Raw genomic sequence first — 19,229 nt, forward strand, 5'->3', positions numbered from 1 at the left:
GTAAATAGCGTTCTGTTATTCAACCTTTTCAAGGCGGGGGTTTGGACGATAACGCCTTCCTGCCTTAGCTGCATGCTTACCGTCAATCATTACATTGTCTCCAGTGAATCCTGTGGTGATCTTCAGCAGGCTGCTTCCAATTCCATAGGTATCAACCGGAACACCCTGTTCTTCAAATTCGCGGATTCGGGATTCAGTAAAACCGCCGCTCACCACAATTTTCACATGTCGGAAACCTTCATCATCCAGCGCTTTTCTTAAAGCAAAAATCAGTTCTGCATTGACCCCGCGCGGGTCAAACGTTCCCAGCAAATGCTGATTTCTTAAGAAATATTGATCAATCATTGTTCTTGATGTGTCAACCCGGACTCCTCTAAGCTCTTTGCCAAAGGCTCTTGCCACTTTCAGGGAATCGGTGATGGCATCATTGTTGTAGTCTACCAGAGCAACTAAATCGTCTTCAGGAAACGTCTCCTGATAAGCCTTAGTAGATGCAACGATATCTCCCTCGAACATTTGGATCAATGCATGCGGCATTGTTCCCATGCCTTTTTTGCCCCACCATTCATTCATCGCATGCGTGGCCTGGGCTGTTGCACCCCCAATAAAGGCTGCATAGCCATCTCCTGCCTGGGTGATATAATGATCATCCCGGTCCCCCATGAAGATGACCTGCTTTTGAACACCAGAAACACCTGCCGCTTTTACCACATTATAGACATTCGTGGCAACTGAAGTTCTTCTGGCCAATATGCCGTCAATTATTCCTTCGAGATATCCGAAATCCTGATATCTTCCTGTAATGGTTAATACTGTTTCAAAGGGTGAAATCTTATCACCGTCTTTTAATGAATGGATTTCCAGATCATCCGGGCGGTCCGCAAATGTTTTTAATAGCGCAATGACTTCATCCGTACCGCATAGAACAGCATGATTCTTTTGGAAAAACTGCATGGTTACGATTTTATCTTCATGATATTTCTTAACAATCTCTCTTGTCTTAAGGAAGTAAACCGCTGAAAACCAGCCATCTCTTACACGTTCATCGAATTTAAAAGTCTGGTTTGTCAGACGTTTAATTTCTCCTTTAACCTTCATTTCAATTTCCTTCATCCCTAAAGCTCCTTAGAAACATTAAAGAAAGCAGGTGCGCCTGCTGACTTGGGTTTGCAAGGAGCAGGCCTCTATGCCGGCAGCCCGCCAGCTTAAGAATGCTTTCTTCGTTTATCATAGTTGTTATTCATATTATTTTAAACATGCAAGTAAAGAATACCATGGATTAATTTAATGTACTAGTGTCTTGTATGGATTCAAGATCAGCTTCTGTAATGAGGACATCCCTTGGTCTGCTGCCTCTATTTTCAGAAATGAACCCTTGTTTTTCCATCATATCAATCAGCCTTGCTGCCCTATTATAGCCTATTTTGAATCTTCTTTGCAGGCTTGAAGTGGAAGCCGTCCCCTGATCAACAACAAACTCGCATGCTTCAAAAAACAATTCATCCTCTTCTTCTATGGCATGGGCTTTTTTCAGAAGTTCTTCCTGTTCAAATAAGTAGTCGGGATCGCGTTCCCTGCGTACATGGGCTACCACATCATCAATTTCTTTATCTGAAACAAATGTCCCCTGCAGCCTCACTGGCTTTGAGGATCCATTTTCAAGGAAAAGCATATCTCCCCGGCCAAGCAGTTTTTCAGCTCCGCTTATATCAATAATTGTTCTTGAATCGATTTGAGATGACACGGAGAATGCAATTCTTGTAGGCACATTCGCCTTGATTAGGCCGGTAATAACATCCACGGAAGGACGCTGGGTTGCGATAATCAGATGAATTCCGCATGCACGGGCTTTTTGTGCAATCCGGCAAATGGCTTCTTCCACATCGGCCGGCGACATCATCATTAAGTCTGCCAGCTCATCAATCACAATGACCATAAATGGCAGCTTCTCTGAATATTGCTGATGCTCTTCTGCCAGCTCATTAAAACGGTTTATATCCCTCACACCGGCATGGGCAAACAATTCATATCTGCGTTCCATCTCCTCGACAGCCCACTTCAAGGCAGCCGTTGCTGCTTTTACATCGGTAATAACCGGGCTGACCAAATGTGGAATTCGATTATATGGTGCAAGTTCGACCATTTTTGGGTCGATCAGAAGAAGCTTCAATTCATCGGGACTCGCCTTGTACAGCAGGCTTACCAGGATCGTGTTAATACAGACGCTCTTCCCTGATCCCGTTGCACCGGCAATCAAACCGTGCGGCATTTTCCGTAAATCCGTCACAATCGGCTTCCCTGAGATATCAAGCCCCAGCACAGCCGTTAATGGGGATTGGCCAGTCTGGAACTCCGGGGTGCTGATGATCTCACTGATAAATACCGGACGGCTGCTCTGGTTCGGAACCTCAATGCCGATTGTATGCTTTCCTGGTATTGGCGCTTCGATCCGAATATCCCTTGCTGCCAGACTCAGCTTTATATCATCTGAGAGGTTCGTGATTTTATTCACCTTGACACCTGGTTCAGGCTGTACTTCAAACCTTGTTACAGAAGGTCCTTGCGTAACATTAACCACCCTCGCCCTGACATTGAAATTTTGCAGTGTGGAGTTTAACATCTGTTCCTGTTTGTAAAGCCAATCGGAAGCTTCCTCCATGATTACTGGCGGTGTCAGCAATGTCTGGGAAGGGAATTGGTAATAAAAAATTTCTTCATCCGCCAGATAATTCTGTTTATCCTCAATTCGGACCGATTCCAGTGCAGGCGGTGACTGTTCTTCCATAGGCAAATGGTTCTCCGCTGGATGATCCTCGATCTTTTCTGCTGCAGCAGCAGACTGCTGGATGTTCTCAGACGGAAACATCGCGATATTATTTTTTTTTTCGTCTGACAGTCTTGCCGTTTTATCCTGCTGATTCATTTTTTTTCTGTCATTGTTCAGCATGATGACATTAAATGGAATTGACCCTCTGGATGAAGGCTTCTTCTCTTCTTGAACATTTTCAGCCTGCTGCGGGTTTGACGCAGCAGACTTTGTTTTCGTTTCTAAGTATTCATTTGCATCTGCAGTCTGATTTTGCCCTGCAACCTCAGCCCTGTTTATTTCAGAAATTAGTTCAGCCTGAGAAGAGAACAAGCCTGTAAATTCCCCGCTATCTTCGGGATCAGAACTTAATTCAGCTTTATCAAACGTCTCCGGTCCTTCCGCTTGTGAGTTTCCCTTTTCTAAGTTTATATGGATAAACTCTTCCGAATCACTTTTAGCATCAATCCCTAAATCGTGATGGAAATCATTTTTTTCTGCACCCTCTTCAGCTTCAATCTCAAGGATCGCATGAGTGCTCAATTCGCTCTGTCCTGAGAGTTCAGCTGTATATTCTTCTTTTTCTTCTTCATGCAGAGCCTCTTCAATCAAGTTTGCGAGTGATCTGCTGATTTCGGATTCTTTTTTATGACCGATGCGACCCTCACTGTTTGGAAATTCATCGTCGGGCTTGGAAGATCCAAGCTGCCTGGCAGGTTCCTTTTGATCTTGCCATGTTGGATTTGCTTCCTCTTCATGACGCTCTGTTTCTTGGTTATCTTCCGGAACTTCAAACATTAATTCAGACGCTTCTCCTATTTTGTATTTTTTTGCTGCAGCTTCCTCTGTTTCCAATGCAGAAGCCTGTGCCTGGAAAGCTTCCAGTTTATCGGAAATGGCAGTTTCTCTTTCTTCATCCGAAACAGCTTCGGTTATCTTCGGCCGATTAGGATGAGTCTGCTGAATTTTGCGCATAACCTCATCGTATGTAAGTTCCCTGTGGTTATTTTCCTGTTCCCCGTTATCTGATTTATCTTTCGAGGCATTTGGCCTTGGTCTCTTAAATCCATATATCGGCGATGGAATTTCTGTTGGCTGGAAAGGCCTTTTCTTGCTGGCAGCCTCTCTTTCATTACGGGTCAGTACTTTTTCTTCACTGGCAGGTGGTGGCACAGTCTTTCTTTGCCGCTCCCTTTCTGCAGAACGAGGAGCCCTTTTTTCATGGATTGGAGTATCCGCCGGCTTTCTCTGCCATTCCGTTTCTCCTGCCCTTGACTGCCGTTTTTCAGTTTTTTTAACTGTCTGCCCACGATTAGGATCCTGTCTATGCTGTCTATGCTGTCTCTTAGTCTCCCGTTCTGCTTCATGGTCAGGTATGACCGGAAAGCGGAATTGGCCTTTGGGGTATTGGTAAACTACTTTAGCATCTATGTCTCTTGAACCTTCTTTCGTATTTTTAGAAGGCGGCTGTTTCTCATAGTTAGGCTCATCTGCATGCTCTTCAAATTCCTCATATTCTTCTTCATCATTTTTAAACATATGGAACAGCTTTTTAATCCAGCTCATTTATATCAACTCTTTCTATTAAAAACTTTGTTAGACTATCAATATTATTTTAGCAGTTATTCACAGATTTTGAATAAGAAATCCGAGAATGAGTCCTTATAAAGACAGAATGGGTAAATTTACAAACAAACTAAAGGTTACAGACATACTTTCGACTCAGGCGGGTGATTAAAGGTTCATATGTACAGACATCTGACTTTTTACCCGGAACTGTTTATTTCATTTGAAATAACTGATCTTTATATAATTCGGTAATGATTCTTCTCTCCTGGGGGTTTATTGCCTTGTTTTCAGCGCGTAAACAAAAAAGGACCACATTGCTGTGACCCTAAAAAAATTACTTCTTTTTATTCTTACCCAAAATAAATATTGGTTCAAACTCTCCATTCTCATATAGGAATGACAGGGAAGTGATGGGCACTCTGCCGCTCGCAAAGAAACTCATAGTCATCTGGGCGAGAACGTCATAGCCTGTTTCATTTTTTATATCAGCAATGATCAATACATCTTGATGCGGAACTGCAACGGCCATGGATCCTTCTACTTTCCGGCCCATTTCTTTGATAAAGGAATCATTCAGTATTCTGCTTGCATCATATCCATCATTCTTATTTAAGAAATAGAAAGTATTGCCAGCAACAGCATCCGATTTCATATCTGTCGACAAGGATCTTACGTTGAAGAGAGCCGTTTCTCGTATTCTTTCCGGATCCCAGCCCTCTCTTTCCATTAGCTTTGCATCAATAAGGCGATACGTTTTTCCGAGATCGAGCGCATAATAGATTCGGGTTTCAGCCGTGTGTTCATCTGTTAAAAAAGGAACTCCTTCCTGTGATTCAGCTGGAAAGGAGGTTGATCGGATGACTGGAAAAATGTTTTTTTCATGTCCGGACAAATGGACATCATCCACCATTGCTTCCAGCCCTTCCTCCACATAATAAACGACTTCGTCAATTGCCTTTTCCTTTTGCTCCTGCCATTTAGCAATAATGCCCGGAAGAGAGACGGTAATCCCTTTTCCCGTGTCTTTATTTTCAATTCTGAGCTGATCTTTTTCCCTGTCAAAAGAGAAAGTCCGATTCTCTTTTGCTAAGCGCTGCTCCAATTCATTTTTCATCTTTCTGCTATCCATTTTCATATATAAGCCCCTCCTTATGGGGATTGATTTCCGACTATCATTTTACACTAATAAACCCTCCTGCTCAAAAGAGATGCAGGAGGGTCTAAAAGCGGAAGCGCCTTGCCCACCCCCGACACCTCGAGGGGGTAGGCTGCTTGCGCTAGACAGTTATCAAAGTAAAAATTTGAACACTAAATGTAAACAGGCTTAGTTTTCCAGAGTTTGAATAAAATTCTCTATTTCTTCCTGGGTTTTGCGGTCTTTGCTGACAAAGCGGCCGAGTTCCTGGCCGTCCCTGTATCCAATGAAGCTTGGGATGCCAAAGATATCAAGCTCTATGCAAAGATCAATGAATTGATCACGATCTACATAAATAAAAGTGTATTCATTATATTTTGCTTCAATTTCAGGCAATACCGGTTCAATAACCCGGCAATCCGGACACCAGTCAGCTGAAAACATGAAAATATGTTTCCCATTGCTGCGCATCTCGTTAAATTGCTCTGCTGATTCCAGTTTTTTCATTTTCTTTCGCCCCCTGTGCTGATTTGCATGTCTCCATATTGGATCCAGCCTTTTTTCCTCATATATTCAGATAATATCAGGCTGATAAGAGCCGGTCCAATAAAATGCAATATAATGACCTTCATCCAAACATCTGAACCAAAGCCCATCGTTGTAAATGTCATTATCTGGCCAACAAGCCCGCTTGTTCCCATGCCTGCTCCTGCAGCATTGTTTTCCATTAGCCAGACGGTCGTGCCGAAGGGTGCCAGGACCGCTCCTGCAAGAGTAGGAGGAATCAGGATACGCGGGTTTCTAATAATATTAGCTACCTGCAGCATGGAAGTTCCAATTCCAATCGCTACTAATCCTCCCATCTTATTTTCCCTGAAGCTGCTCACTGCGAAGCCGACCATTTGAGCTGCACAGCCAATCGTGGCAGCTCCTGCTGCAACTCCGTGCAGATCAAGCATAAGCGCAATGGCGGCTGAAGAAATGGGAGCCGTCAAGGCAAGGCCCATTAATACCGCCACAATGATGCCCATGATGATTGGCCTTTGCTCAGTCCCCCACATAATCAGGCTTCCAAAGCTCTTCATTCCATAATCGATCCCCGGGCCAATTAATGTTGAAACGATATAACCAGCCGCAATTGTAACAAGCGGAGTTACAATGATATCAACCTTTGTTTCCTTACTGACAAGTTTTCCAAGCTCTGTGGAAATAAGGGCTGCGGCGAAGCTCCCTGCTGGACCGCCAAGAGCCGCGCCGGCAGCACCGCTGGCAATGGCTGAAAAGATAACCAGCGGCGGTGCATTAAGTCCGTATGCAACTGCAACACCAATTGCAGGGCCCATCAGCCCCATAGCCAAATTGCCCATATCCTGCAGGTATTTGAAATCAGTCTGTTCGCCAATTGTCTTAATAATCAGCCCAATAATCAGCGAAGCGAATAATCCAAGCGCCATGCTGCTCAGTGCATCTATAAAATATACTTTAGGTGAAAGGGTTACCCCTTTTCTATTCAGAAAGGCTCTCATTATTTTCCCCCTATGTAAAAGTTCTGCAACTATAAGATAACACATGTAAAGACACTTGTAATATAAAATCTTTTGTATTCTTATTGTTCTTTATAATAGGGGTTTTCTATCATATTTATTAAAATTCTTTTAAAAAAGTAAAATAAAAACGAAGGACATCGCCCTTCGCTTTAATTCTTCACCTGGACAGAATTAGCTATCTCCATCATCGCAGCGGCCTCAGAGGATAAATTCCTGGTCGCAGCCTGCGTAGATAATTTTACTCCGCCAATCCCGACTACCAATTCATGTTCATCTTTTTTTCCGCTGTTGATTAACAGGAAGCCGTTATGTCCATCTTTTGTAAACGTCTCTTTAACTTCATATACATCTTTCTGCTTTAGAGTAGCATCATATACAACCTTGCTGTCCGGACCTTCATGCTGGTTGTAAAAAAGGATATACCGTTTGGAGCCATTTTTTAAGATGATGTTATTTGGACTTTCCTCTTCTACTTCGTAGCCAAAAGGCAAATAATATTCTATATCTTCAAACTCATGGTTTGCCTTTTCAGGTGATTGGCTAAATGCTTCCTCTGCAGCATTCTTTGCGGCAGTTTGCTCTTCTTCCAACGATGCTGAACAGGCACTGAGCAGTATAAATGAAATAAATAAGAGCAAGGCTGCGGTGAATTTTTTATGCATTCTAATGTCCCCTCCTTGCATGGAATCTCATATCCTTCCCTATCATACATTTCTTCTTAATAGTCTGACAACCCTTCATACCAGGATTGAGAGCCTTTTCACTGCGTTACTTCTTAGAAGAAATGTTAAAATATAAGAATATTGCATAAAGGAGGAAAAAAGAATGGAAATAACCGTCTACTTAGCAGGTGAAATACATTCCAATTGGCGCAATGAATTAAAGGAGAAAGCTAAATCACTTCAGCTGCCTGTTCATTTTACAGGTCCTATGGAAAACCATGACCGTTCTGACATGATCGGAGAGGAAATTCTCGGGAAACAGCCGGATACAATCTTCCGTGATGAAGCCGCTTCAAGCATCAATAACTTAAGAACACAGCTTCTTATCCAAAAATCAGATCTCGTGATTGCTTTGTTTGGTGAAAAGTATAAGCAATGGAACACTGCCATGGACGCAAGTGCTGCTGCTGCACTTGGAAAACCGCTGATCCTCATCCGGCCCAATGAGCTGCATCACCCTTTAAAGGAGCTTTCAAGTAAAGCAAATGTTACAGTTGAAACGGTCAACCAGGCCTTGAAAGTTTTGTCGTACATCTTCGAAACCGAATAGAAAAAGGGGGTTAGCACTTAGCTAGCCCCTTTTTCTATATTCATATTGCCCAATAAGAAGCTTCATGACATGTGAGAACATGTCAGCACGATTTACCTGCCCATTTGTAAAAATTCCAACTGCCCCTTCATTTTTGCGGACGTTTTCTTTATTTGCGTAATCATCCATTACAGGACCCAATTCTTCGCCAGCAAGAAGCCTTGCTGAAATTTCCTCAAGAAGCGGAATCCTGGCTCCCCCTGCAATAATCGGAGGCTGTCCTTTTTCCGCCAGTGCTCCCCAGTTACAGAGAAAAAGCCCGTATTCTGTTTTTTGCACACCGCCTTCAAGGCCGATGCCAATTTGACCGCCGGATGCTTCAAGGGCTCCATAGGCTCTATTGATGGCCCCTTTTATGGTTTCTTCATCCGAGAATGGCTGGTCGTTTACTCCTGAGGGCACATCTTCGGATATAATAGCAGCTTCATAATGGCTAAAAGCAGTTTGTACTGCCAAAATCTTTGCGGGATTCTTTGAACCAATGATGACTTTCATGAGAACTCCTTTCATATTACAGGAAAAAGAGACAGCATCTGCTGTCTCATCTGCTTAACTGTTTTGACGGATCGTTTCTACCGTTGAACGGTCACAAGCTTTTACAAGTTTAACAAGCAATTCTTTTGCCGCTGCATAATCATCGACATGTACGATAGATGCATGTGTGTGAATATAACGGGAGCAAATGCCGATTACGGCACTTGGAACACCTTCGTTGGATATATGAACTTTACCTGCGTCTGTTCCGCCTTGCGAGACGAAATACTGATATGGGATGTTGTTCGTTTCGGCTGTATCCAGAACAAATTCCCTCATGCCGCGGTGCGTTACCATTGAACGGTCCAGTATGCGCAGAAGAGCTCCTTTGCCTAGATGGCCAAATTCATTTTTATCACCGGTCATATCGTTGGCAGGGCTTGCATCCAAAGCAAAGAAAATATCAGGATTGATCATATTTGCTGCAGTCTGTGCACCTCTTAAGCCAACTTCTTCTTGAACTGTTGCTCCGGAATAGAGAATATTGGGAAGTGCTTCACTCTGGACTTCTTCTAAAAGCTCCACCGCCAAACCGCAGCCATAACGGTTATCCCATGCTTTCGCCAGGATTTTCTTTTCATTTGCCATTGGTGTAAATGGACAAATCGGCAGAATTTGCTGTCCTGGCTTAATGCCTATTCTTTTTGCATCTTCACGGTCATCTGCACCAATGTCAATCAGCATATTCTTTATTTCCATCGGCTTGCTGCGCTTTGCTTCGTCTAAAAGATGCGGAGGAATTGAACCGATAACTCCCGTTACAGGTCCATTATCTGTAATAATTTGGACTCTTTGTGCCAGCAAAACCTGGCTCCACCAGCCTCCCAGTGTCTGAAAACGGATCATGCCATTATCAGTTATGGAAGTGACCATGAATCCAACTTCATCCATATGGCCTGCCACCATTACAGTTGGGCCGCTTTGATCGCCTCTTTTTACGCCGAAGATGCCTCCAAGCTTATCCTGAACGACTTCTTCTGTATACTGGCTGATTTGTTCACGCATGAATTTCCGTACTAAATGCTCGTTTCCAGGTGCCCCTGGCAACTCTGTCAATGTTTTAAAAAGCTGCAATGTTTTTTCGTTCATTATTCTTCTCCTTTATCACTTTCCAAATTGGCTATGTAGAATATGTATAATTTCATTTTACAGAACTTTCATACGTCTTTCCACCATTTCAGACATGAAACTTCGATTGGCGAAATTTAGGCTGTGTATTATTTATTTTAGTTTAAGCCTATTTTTGGTAAGATAGAATTGGAAAACAGCTAAAAAAATGTAAAAATGAACTACTTTTTTATCATCAGCCTGGGGAGGTGCAATTATGAATTGGAAGTCATTTATGTTAGGTGTTGGGGTTGGTTTGGCAAGCGGATACGCAGCAAGGGAATTGCTCTCGCAAAAAACTGCTGTTTCCCCGGAGAAAGCTTTGGCAAATGCAAAGGATGCATTTAAACAGGAAGGACCGATAAGCGGATCATGGATTCATATGAAAGCTGAACCTTATGAAAAAGGACATTTAAAATATCAGGTTTATAAGGGCGGCATTTCGAGGTTTTCGGGTGAAGAAGCCGAGCAGTATGAATTCATTGCCGACGCAGAGACTGGAACCATTTTGGACGTTTTTCCACTGCATTAAGAAAAGCGCAAGAGCCTTGCCCACCCCCGACAAGCACAAGACGGGCCTCACGGAAAGGCGTCCTTTGCCTTTTTGGGAGGATCGGCTTGTGACCTCGAGGGGGTAGCCGCTGGAGCTAGACAGTTATCGACGTTCAAAGTGAATTAAAAAATCCCCGGACGGGGATTTTTTAACTTTGTTTCTTTTCCACTTTCTCAAGCATGTTTCCTGATTCATCCCACTTGACTGACCGGTAAAAAGCATCATGGTAAAAAGTGAACCATGCATTTTTTTTCAACCCGTATCCCATCCATTTTTCCTTGGCGCTTATGGAATCCATCGGGTAGTCATCGTAAGCGAGAACCCATAATACATTCGCATGGGCATGAGTTGGCATGATATCAGCCATATGAATGACGGTCTCATCCTCATCTTCTATAACAAGTATAGAATGTCCATCACTATGGCCGCCTGTATGCACCATTTTAATAGGGCCGAGCGTCCACTCTCCCTCAAAGACTTCCACCTGATCCTGAATGGACTCCCAGTTTTCTTTCCAATATGTATTCCTTGAGCGGATATTAGGATTTCTCATTTCTTCCCATTCCACTCGTGATGCAATGATTCTGGCATTTGGAAATACAGAAGAAAATTTTCCTTCTTCCGGTTTTGTCAGTCCGCAGGCATGATCAAAATGAAGATGGGTCATAAGGATATAATCAATGTCCTCGGGTGACAAGTCGTGCTTGGCTAAATCCTGTTCAACAAAAGACTCTTCAAGCGCTCCGAAATTCCTCTTCTGTTTATCATTCAGCTTCCCGTTTCCAAGACCCGATTCGACTAGAATATTTTTACCGTCATATTGAATAAGAATGGGATCTGTTCTCAGTTCGATCTGATTATTTTCATTGCAGGGATATCTTTTAGACCACAAAGGCTTAGGGACTACTCCAAACATGGCTCCTCCATCAAGATGTGTGACACCTCCGCGAAGCCAGTACAGATTTACGTTCTTTAACTCCAATGCTTCCATCATTATCTCCTCCATTTAAGTTTTCTGAGCAAGCGCTCGCTTTCCCCATATCTCATATTAACATTTAAGCGCTTACTTGTAGAAATATTTAGATTATTTCATGTACATGCAAACAGCCAATATTGCAATATCAATAAAAAAAGCCTATCCATCCGGATAGACTTGCTTATCTGTATTGGGCTTCACATCGGAATATACGGCTCCCCCTTGAAGAAAACTTCTCTTCATATTCGGTCATGATGTTTCCTTCATAATCGCTATTGTGAAGGTCCAGGCTGACAAATGTCAAAAGCATGCCGTACTCGGAGAAACTCATAAGAGATGATTCAAACAATCCCTGGTTATCAGTCTTAAAGTGAATTTCTCCCTTATCTCCAAGGATATCTTCATAAATCTCCAGGAAGCTTCGATAAGTCAGCCTGCGTTTTGCATGGCGTTTCTTTGGCCATGGATCTGAGAAATTGAGGTAGACACGATTGACTTCGCCTTTTTCAAAGTAATCCCGAAGATCATTGGCATTCATATTGAGAAGCTTTACATTTGGAAGTTCATCCTCGATGATACGATCGAGAGCAGTGACAATGACGCTTTCAGCCAGTTCAATTCCAATATAGTTGATATTTGGGTTTGCTTTTGCCATACCAGTTATGAAGCGGCCTTTTCCTGTCCCAATTTCTATATGAAGGGGCTGATTTTTATCAAATGCTTCATTCCACTTTCCTTTAAATTTTTCAGGTTCTGAAATTACATATTGCGGATATTCGGCTAGTTTATCTTTCGCCCAAGGTTTATTTCGCTGTCGCATTATGACACTCCTAAAAATTAATATCGTTCAAACAATATCATGCCTATCACAGTGATGCAACTTTAATTTAGGGGGATTTACTGAATTGGTTCATCCCTTGTTTGTAGTTTAACCCAATGGCATCCAAACGCCTAAATTACAATCGCCAATGAATAAAAACAAAAGGAATCCACAACCTAAAAGTGAATTCCTTTTGTTTTTATTTTCAGGTTCTATAGAAAGGATGTTTTTCATGCCGCTTGGACACCAGGATCAATTAAATTTATTAAAAGATATTTTAAGCAATCATCAGACAGATTGCTGTGGCTCTATTTCAGAATGTGAACAATTGGAACGTTTGGTAAAATCATTAATGATCAACGGAAATATTAATCAAAACGTAAAAACAGTATTAGAAGAAATTTATGAATACAGTCAGCACGGGATCAATTCTTCCCAATTGGATAATCACATTGAATCCCATCAGAATGAATTATCACAATGGGTACAGGATATAGATCAATTTTCGTAATTCTTAAAGGAGCTCATCCAGATAGGAAAGCCACTTTTCCATTTCCTGGTACCTGAATTTATTTTTATGCCATTGGATAGATGTCAAAGTCTGTGCAACCACATACCATTTCATGCGGAGCAGCAAATCATCTGTCAATTGAATGCCGTACCGCTCAAGCCAATTTGGCCATTCTTCTTTAGGAATATACCAATACAATAGCATCCCCAGATCAATGGCCGGATCTGCTATCATGGCTCCATCCCAATCAATCAAGTACAGCTGGTTGTTTTCCGAAAGCAGCCAGTTGTTATGATTCACATCGCAATGGCACACCGTATTTTCCTCACAGCGGATATGCGAGACCTCTTTCTTCAGGAAATCGACTGACTGAATAACAGCAGCCTGCTCCTTCAGGTCACAATCCAGTTCTTCCTCAATCAAACGCAAAAGGGTTTCGGGCTGCAGCGGAGACTTCCCCATTCTTGTCAGCATACCAAGTAGCGGCTTTGAAGAATGAATTTTCCTCAAAAGCTTTGCTACGCTTTCCTGGTTCATGTCAGAAGCTTTAAGCTCTCTTCCATTAAGCCATTGCTGGGCAGTTATAACGTCCCCATTTTCCATTCTTTTTGTCCAGATAAGTTTCGGGACGATTCCTTCCGCAGACAGAACCGCCAGGAAAGGAGAAGAATTTCTTTTAAGAAAAAGCCTCTGCTCTTCGTGCTTTGCATAGAAGGCTTCCCCTGTCGCCCCTCCGGCGGGAACAATCTCCCAGTCATGTCCAAATAAATGTTCCAAAATTGTTCACCTGCAATTTAGTAAGCCATTGGTTGTAGAAAAGCGCAAGCGCCTTGCCCACCCCCGACAAGCACAAGACGGGCCTCCCGGAAAGGCGTCCTTTGCCTTTTTGGGGGGATCGGCTTGTGACCTCGAGGGGGTAGGCTGCTTGCGCTAGACAATTCTCGAAGTTAAATAATAAAAAGTTGAAAAATAAGCCCTGTTTTTTGCAGCAAGACTTATTTTGCCATGGCCGATAAAATGGCCTTTGCTTAGTTATGTTGAGTTCTATTCGACTATACTGCTTTTTCGCAAATATAGCTGTTTATCAGGTTAATCAAGTAAAGCACCTATAAAGCACAAAGTCAATCAGGCAAATACAAAACCAGCAATGTACTGGGAACTTAAAATAAAAAAAGAGCTATTGATGTAAGTTCCTCACAATAGCCATCTTTATAAATTTTATTCTTACTGGCTTTTTTCGTCAAGTGCATCTATTTAGGTTTACGGAATATCATCTGAAAAAATGAAGATTTTTCTGGTCAATTCATCAGTATTTTCTATTTAAGGATAATGTTTGCAGAAAATAGTACTGAACAGCCCGTATTCCTCTCAAACTTCTTCTATCTTCTGCAAACCAATACATATGAACATAATGGCGGCATTTCAAATCTGGTGTTAATCTTGCGAATAGTGGAAATCCCGGCTTCACGTTCATCCGCAATAAGGTCCCAATCCCCTTCCGGGAGAAAAATTTCTTCTTCTGTCATTGAAGGATTGATTATAACGGCGGCATGGCTGCACTCTGCATTTTGATCACTGCTTGTTAACACATAACCTAATAGCGGTTTTTTAATATCCAGAAACCGCATGGAATTCCGGATCATTTCTGCATTGGCAAGCCTGAAAAGAGGAATTGACCTTCTAATGCTGATCATCCCTTTAATATATTTAACATTATTTAAGTAATGGGATTTCCTCTCCCAGTCCAGATTATTAATGGAGTCTGGGGCACGGTAGCTGTTTCCATTTCCTTCTTTGGTCCGAAAGAATTCCTGTCCGCTATGCAGAAATGGAATTCCCTGGGAAAGGAGTACCATTGCGGTTGCCAAGCGGTGCTTTTGCTGCTGCACAAGAGGATCCGCATTTTCAGAACAAACCTGTATTTTATCCCATAGAGTATGATTATCATGGGATTCCACATAATTTACAGATTGAGACGGGGAAAGGAAAATACCTTTTTCCTTTTTTTCGAGGCCAATGCTTCCACCCAATACCTGCTTTGCCGCATCATAGTAATAATCATTCCCCAATGCATATCCTTTATCATATAAATTAAACGTACTGCCTTTGATGGAATCTCTGAACCAGTCATTGAATTGGCCGATTCCCGGCATCTTTTCCTGATTGCGGATGCTTGCTTTTTGGTCATCCGGTATAGGGGTATTCAAATCCCAGCCCTCACCAATAATAATGACGGATGGGTCAATCGATTCCGCATTCTGTCGAACCTCATTCATCGTTTCAATATCGAGGATACCCATCAAATCAAACCTGAACCCATCAATTTGATATTCCTTCATCCAGTATGATACGGAATCAACAATAAATTTCCGGGCCATCATGCGTTCAGAGGCAAAGTCATTTCCAACTCCGGTGCCATTTGACGGCATTCCATATTCATCATGCCGGAAGAAATAGCCCGGTACGATTTTTTCAAAAGAAGAATGCTCGCGAATATAAACATGATTATAGACTACGTCCATAATGACTCTAAGTCCCTGGGAATGAATAGCCTGAATTAAGGTTTTCAATTCTCTGATCCGCGAATAGGGATCTAGAGGATCAGTAGAATAACTTCCTTCCGGAACATTAAAATGGAGCGGATTATAACCCCAGTTGTATTCTTCTTTTGGACTTTTTTCATCCACACCTTCAAAGTCATGGACAGGCAGAAACTCAATATGAGTAATACCGAGCTGCTTGACATATGACAGGCATGTCGGCTCCCCATCTCTGCCAACAGTGTTTGTCTCTCCCGCTCCTAAATAGAGGCCTTTCTGTGCTGCCCCGCTCTCGGGATGAATGGTAAAATCCCTAATATGTGTTTCATATATGATGGCATCTGTCGGCTGAAGAAGCGGCGGAAGCTCCGGCTTCTTTATTTTTGTATTTTCCAGATTGACTACCGCACCATATTCCCCATTTCTAGCCGAAGATACTGCGTATGGATCAACAGCTTCTTTCCACTCCAGGTTAATGCATATAAGGAAAGAATAAAGAAAACGATCCAGGTCGCCTTTTACTTCACAGCTCCAGACTCCTCTCTCTTCTCTGCCCATCGGAATAAGCTCAGCTTCCTCCTCCAATGCTCTTTTAAGCTTCAGCTTTACCTTTGCAGCTGTCGGAGCCCAGAGCCTGAAATGCGTCCTTTCTTTGCTGTACGAGAACCCCAGCGGACCGTCATAATAGAATTTCTCATCAAAATCACTTGTTCGAATAACAGCACCAATTTGCAGATCTGTTTTTCCCCCATATTCATCCACTATCCAATATTGTTTCCCGAATTCCACTTCATGGTCTATTCTGCATGTATATTTAACGGCATCCTCAATCGGCATGCTTTTCAATATTTCAACAGGAAAATCTTCTTCCCAGTCAGTAAGGAGAGAGAACCCGGAAGAACGTCCCTGATGATAGCTGAAAGGAAGTATAATCGTAATGATGTGCATTTCGTCTAAGTATGCATTAAAAGCCCGTTCAATCGTTATCATTCCGAATTCATCTCCTTTACTTAGTCGGACGGTAATTTAAGATCAGCTCTCTCCTAAAATCATCACCCATCTTTTCCATTGCCTATAATTACAGGAAGGGCTTCGGGGCAAACAGAGGCTGAAATCGGGGTGCTGCCTAAGGCCTCGCCATCTGCGTGAGCAGGGATGGGGTGTGAAGATCTAATGCTGATATTTTGGCCCTGAAGAACTGTGACTTCTTTAAATCCTATATGACGCCCCTTGAAGACAGAGGCAAATACAATCAAAAGTTTAATTCTTGATATATTGTGGACGACCGTAACATTTAGAATTCCATCAAAAGGATTTGCATCCGGGGAAATCTTCATACCGCCTCCATAGAATGGCTGATTGGAAATAGTAATAAACCAGGCTGAGCTAAAATGGAGTTTTTTGCCATCAATGACGATTTCAAGATCAGAGCATTTATAGGTAAACAGCTCTTTTACAAGAAAGAGAGCGTATACAAATTTGCCCAGAGATAACTGATTCAAGATACCTTTCATCCTTGAACTGTTTACTTTCCGGGAAATCAGTGCATCAAATCCAGCACCCATATTATTAATAAAATATGTTTTTTTCCCATCTATGTGTCTAATCATTCCGATATCAGCTTTCACAGAAGAATGATTGATCCCCTTAAGGATTGAGTTTAAAGACTCTGCGGGGTCTTTAGGAACTCCAAAGCCCCGCGAAAAATCATTCCCAGATCCTCCCGGAATAAATCCGACAGTCACATTCTGATGCCTCGCAGCGCCATTCATAATCTCATGAACCGTCCCGTCTCCGCCCACAGCAACAAGATACAATCTTTGCCCGCCTGCCTGTTCTGCATAAATCTTCGCCAATTCCCTGGCATGGCCGTGATATTCTGTCCTAACTGCAGAGTAAGAGATATTTTCCTCTTTCAGCATCATCTCAACTTTTTTCCAGACTTTCAGACAATAGCCATTTTTCGCCTGCGGGTTAATAATGAACTTAAGCTCTTCCCTGCTATGAGCTTTATCTTCGAGGGAATTTTCATGATTCATCCCGATTCTCCCACTCCAGCCTTTTGACTGATGCAGTCTGGCAATATTGAAGCAGTGCCTGTGCCCCTTTTAATTGAACATGCTTAAGAGGCGAACGCTGGCTTCTCATTGTCTGAAACCATTGATCATAGTTCCTTTTCTCGATTAGCTGAACATCAATAGGAGCTGCTGGATAATCAATATAGCCATTTCGGGTAAGTACAGCTTTTTTAATCGGCAATTCAATAGAATGAATTTCAAATATTTTACGGACAATCTTTTCAGTTCTATTTAATGCAAGCAGCGGATTCAGGACCTTCCTTTCTTCCCCTTTTCCCTTTTTTGTCCAGAATCTATCCTTCGAACCTGAGAATACCGCTGAATCTTCTTCCTCCAAAAAGCTGATGCACCATACCTCTGTCGGACTTATAACAATGATTTCTGTTTCCACCGGCGCCTTTTTCAGTAAAAAGATCGGATTGTACATGACAAGATACGTATCCGGATATCTTTGCAAAAAATACTTTAGCTTCTCATCATAATAGTAATGCTTATCGGGAAATGATTTTTCCGTTAGTGTGGAGGTTGCCCATTTCATCTGGAATCGGTAAAGCTGGTCTAGAAACTGGTGTTTTAAATTCTCAATTGTTTCTGGACGCACAGCAAAGGAGGCTTCAAATTCAAGCACATCTTCCTCCTTTTTCAACTCATTCCCGGCAGCCTTGTTTTCCTCTAATTCTTCATTTTTCCCCTGCTTTAATAACCCCTTTAGCTTTTCCATCAGCGGCTCTTTTTCTTCCTCAGGCCAGTCTTCCGTGCCGGCTGTATATTGCTGCCCGGATTGGGGGTTGAAGGATTCATTTGTTTCCCATGCTTTATGCCATTTATCCCACTGCTGTTTTTTTAGCCTGACAAAACGGGAAGGATATACAAAAATGTCCTGTTGGTAACGTGAAACATAATCCTGCAATTTAATTAACTGTCCCATTCTCCTAGCCCTGCTTTCGTATATAACTTTCTATCTATCATTTACAGTTAAAGTATGTATTTATTTTATTCCGCCAAAAGCGGAAAGATGGCAATGCTTTCATATTTCGGTGTTTTGTCCAGATGGGTCTGGTATAGGACTACTTCTGAAGCCTTAAATTCAAGGAGCCCGTCTATAAATGGACTGTTATCGTCCAGCATACTTTCCTGAAATGGATGAGTGCCAGCCCATTTTCTTGCCATTGTGATATGAGGTTTAAATGGTCTTGTCTCCAATTCAAAGCCCGCTTCTTGACATGCTGAATATACTTTCGATCTTAATTCTTGGAGATGTTTGTCCTGCTGTGTTCCACACCAGAAAATTCTTGGCGCGTCTTGTTTTCCGAATACGCCAAGTTTGCAGATATGAAGGGGAAATCTTTTTTCGTTTCTGATTGAGTCAGCGACAAGCTTGGCTGCTTTCTGCAGATTTTCTTGGGGGGCAGACCCAAGAAATGCTAGTGTAATATGATAATCCTCATGATGGACCCAGCGGCTAAAAGGCAGCTTTGAACTTAAATTCCCGCAGTATTCTTTCAATTTTCCCTTTATTTCATCCGGTAATTTCAACGCAAAGAAAAAATGATCATTCAATTGTTTGGACACTTGAGATTCCTCCATATTTTCACTTATTTTAACAAACATCAGTTAAAATTGGCAGATACTTTCTGTTTGTCCTCTCATTTTAAGTATTTCTTCCAATTCCTTTTGATTTGATTGGAATAGTCTGTTTTAGTATGATGGATATAATATGAATAGTTATAGATTTCCTTTGT

At 42.2% G+C, this 19,229-nt stretch carries 18 protein-coding genes; 3 read left to right on the forward strand and 15 right to left on the reverse strand.

Annotated features, from left to right (window positions below; translation table 11 throughout):
- Positions 1-15 precede the first annotated feature (15 nt).
- The 6 genes from IRB79_RS23445 to IRB79_RS23470 form a co-directional block, all read right to left on the reverse strand.
- Positions 16-1,113, reverse strand: coding sequence for a nicotinate phosphoribosyltransferase (locus IRB79_RS23445; RefSeq protein ID WP_243505381.1), 1,098 nt, complete (start codon positions 1,111-1,113; stop codon positions 16-18).
- A 166-nt stretch (positions 1,114-1,279) separates the two neighbouring features.
- The gene (locus IRB79_RS23450) at positions 1,280-4,372 is read right to left on the reverse strand and encodes a DNA translocase FtsK (protein WP_243505383.1); all 3,093 of its coding nucleotides are present in this window, start codon (positions 4,370-4,372) and stop codon (positions 1,280-1,282) included.
- 337 nt (positions 4,373-4,709) lie between these two features.
- The gene (locus tag IRB79_RS23455) at positions 4,710-5,510 is read right to left on the reverse strand and encodes a DUF1444 domain-containing protein (RefSeq protein WP_243505385.1); all 801 of its coding nucleotides are present in this window, start codon (positions 5,508-5,510) and stop codon (positions 4,710-4,712) included.
- Positions 5,511-5,699: 189 nt separating this feature from the next.
- Positions 5,700-6,017: a thioredoxin family protein gene (locus tag IRB79_RS23460; protein WP_243505393.1), complete on the reverse strand. Its 318-nt coding sequence runs from the start codon at positions 6,015-6,017 to the stop codon at positions 5,700-5,702.
- Positions 6,014-7,036: a PTS sugar transporter subunit IIC gene (locus tag IRB79_RS23465; RefSeq protein ID WP_243505396.1), complete on the reverse strand. Its 1,023-nt coding sequence runs from the start codon at positions 7,034-7,036 to the stop codon at positions 6,014-6,016. Before IRB79_RS23465 ends, IRB79_RS23460 begins: the two co-directional genes overlap by 4 nt.
- A 170-nt stretch (positions 7,037-7,206) precedes the next feature.
- Positions 7,207-7,719, reverse strand: coding sequence for a hypothetical protein (locus IRB79_RS23470; RefSeq protein WP_243505398.1), 513 nt, complete (start codon positions 7,717-7,719; stop codon positions 7,207-7,209).
- Between the two features lie 163 nt (positions 7,720-7,882).
- Between IRB79_RS23470 and IRB79_RS23475 the strand changes: the two genes are divergently transcribed.
- Entirely contained in the window at positions 7,883-8,329 is a 447-nt protein-coding gene (locus IRB79_RS23475) for a YtoQ family protein (protein ID WP_243505400.1), read from the forward strand.
- 21 nt (positions 8,330-8,350) lie between these two features.
- Here the strand turns inward: IRB79_RS23475 and IRB79_RS23480 are convergent, their stop codons facing one another.
- The gene (locus IRB79_RS23480; RefSeq protein WP_243505407.1) at positions 8,351-8,863 is read right to left on the reverse strand and encodes a DUF84 family protein; all 513 of its coding nucleotides are present in this window, start codon (positions 8,861-8,863) and stop codon (positions 8,351-8,353) included.
- A 54-nt stretch (positions 8,864-8,917) separates the two neighbouring features.
- Entirely contained in the window at positions 8,918-9,991 is a 1,074-nt protein-coding gene (locus IRB79_RS23485; protein WP_243505415.1) for a M42 family metallopeptidase, read from the reverse strand.
- 235 nt (positions 9,992-10,226) lie between these two features.
- Between IRB79_RS23485 and IRB79_RS23490 the strand changes: the two genes are divergently transcribed.
- Complete coding sequence (locus IRB79_RS23490) at positions 10,227-10,541, forward strand: PepSY domain-containing protein (RefSeq protein ID WP_009333347.1); 315 nt, start codon at positions 10,227-10,229, stop codon at positions 10,539-10,541.
- Between the two features lie 169 nt (positions 10,542-10,710).
- On the opposite strand, the gene IRB79_RS23495 is transcribed toward IRB79_RS23490, so the two are convergent.
- Positions 10,711-11,553: a YtnP family quorum-quenching lactonase gene (locus tag IRB79_RS23495; protein WP_243509636.1), complete on the reverse strand. Its 843-nt coding sequence runs from the start codon at positions 11,551-11,553 to the stop codon at positions 10,711-10,713.
- 166 nt (positions 11,554-11,719) lie between these two features.
- The gene (trmB, locus tag IRB79_RS23500) at positions 11,720-12,358 is read right to left on the reverse strand and encodes a tRNA (guanosine(46)-N7)-methyltransferase TrmB (protein WP_243505417.1); all 639 of its coding nucleotides are present in this window, start codon (positions 12,356-12,358) and stop codon (positions 11,720-11,722) included.
- A 232-nt stretch (positions 12,359-12,590) separates the two neighbouring features.
- Between trmB and IRB79_RS23505 the strand changes: the two genes are divergently transcribed.
- Complete coding sequence (locus tag IRB79_RS23505) at positions 12,591-12,869, forward strand: YtzH-like family protein (RefSeq protein ID WP_243505419.1); 279 nt, start codon at positions 12,591-12,593, stop codon at positions 12,867-12,869.
- A gap of 3 nt (positions 12,870-12,872) precedes the next feature.
- Here IRB79_RS23505 and IRB79_RS23510 read toward each other — a convergent pair whose 3' ends face one another.
- From IRB79_RS23510 to thpR, 5 genes are all read right to left on the reverse strand, one after another.
- On the reverse strand, positions 12,873-13,646 hold the full coding sequence (locus IRB79_RS23510) for a phosphotransferase family protein (protein ID WP_243505421.1): 774 nt from the start codon (positions 13,644-13,646) through the stop codon (positions 12,873-12,875).
- A 602-nt stretch (positions 13,647-14,248) separates the two neighbouring features.
- The gene (gene pulA / locus IRB79_RS23515; RefSeq protein WP_243505423.1) at positions 14,249-16,399 is read right to left on the reverse strand and encodes a type I pullulanase; all 2,151 of its coding nucleotides are present in this window, start codon (positions 16,397-16,399) and stop codon (positions 14,249-14,251) included.
- Between the two features lie 62 nt (positions 16,400-16,461).
- Entirely contained in the window at positions 16,462-17,448 is a 987-nt protein-coding gene (locus IRB79_RS23520; RefSeq protein ID WP_243505425.1) for a diacylglycerol/lipid kinase family protein, read from the reverse strand.
- On the reverse strand, positions 17,438-18,415 hold the full coding sequence (locus IRB79_RS23525) for a nuclease-related domain-containing protein (protein WP_243505427.1): 978 nt from the start codon (positions 18,413-18,415) through the stop codon (positions 17,438-17,440). The genes IRB79_RS23520 and IRB79_RS23525 overlap by 11 nt, the downstream gene beginning before the upstream one ends.
- Positions 18,416-18,480: 65 nt before the next feature.
- Positions 18,481-19,059: an RNA 2',3'-cyclic phosphodiesterase gene (gene thpR, locus IRB79_RS23530; RefSeq protein WP_243505438.1), complete on the reverse strand. Its 579-nt coding sequence runs from the start codon at positions 19,057-19,059 to the stop codon at positions 18,481-18,483.
- Positions 19,060-19,229 lie beyond the last annotated feature (170 nt).

Source organism: Cytobacillus oceanisediminis (genome assembly GCF_022811925.1).
Lineage (GTDB): Bacteria > Bacillota > Bacilli > Bacillales > Cytobacillaceae > Cytobacillus > Cytobacillus oceanisediminis_D.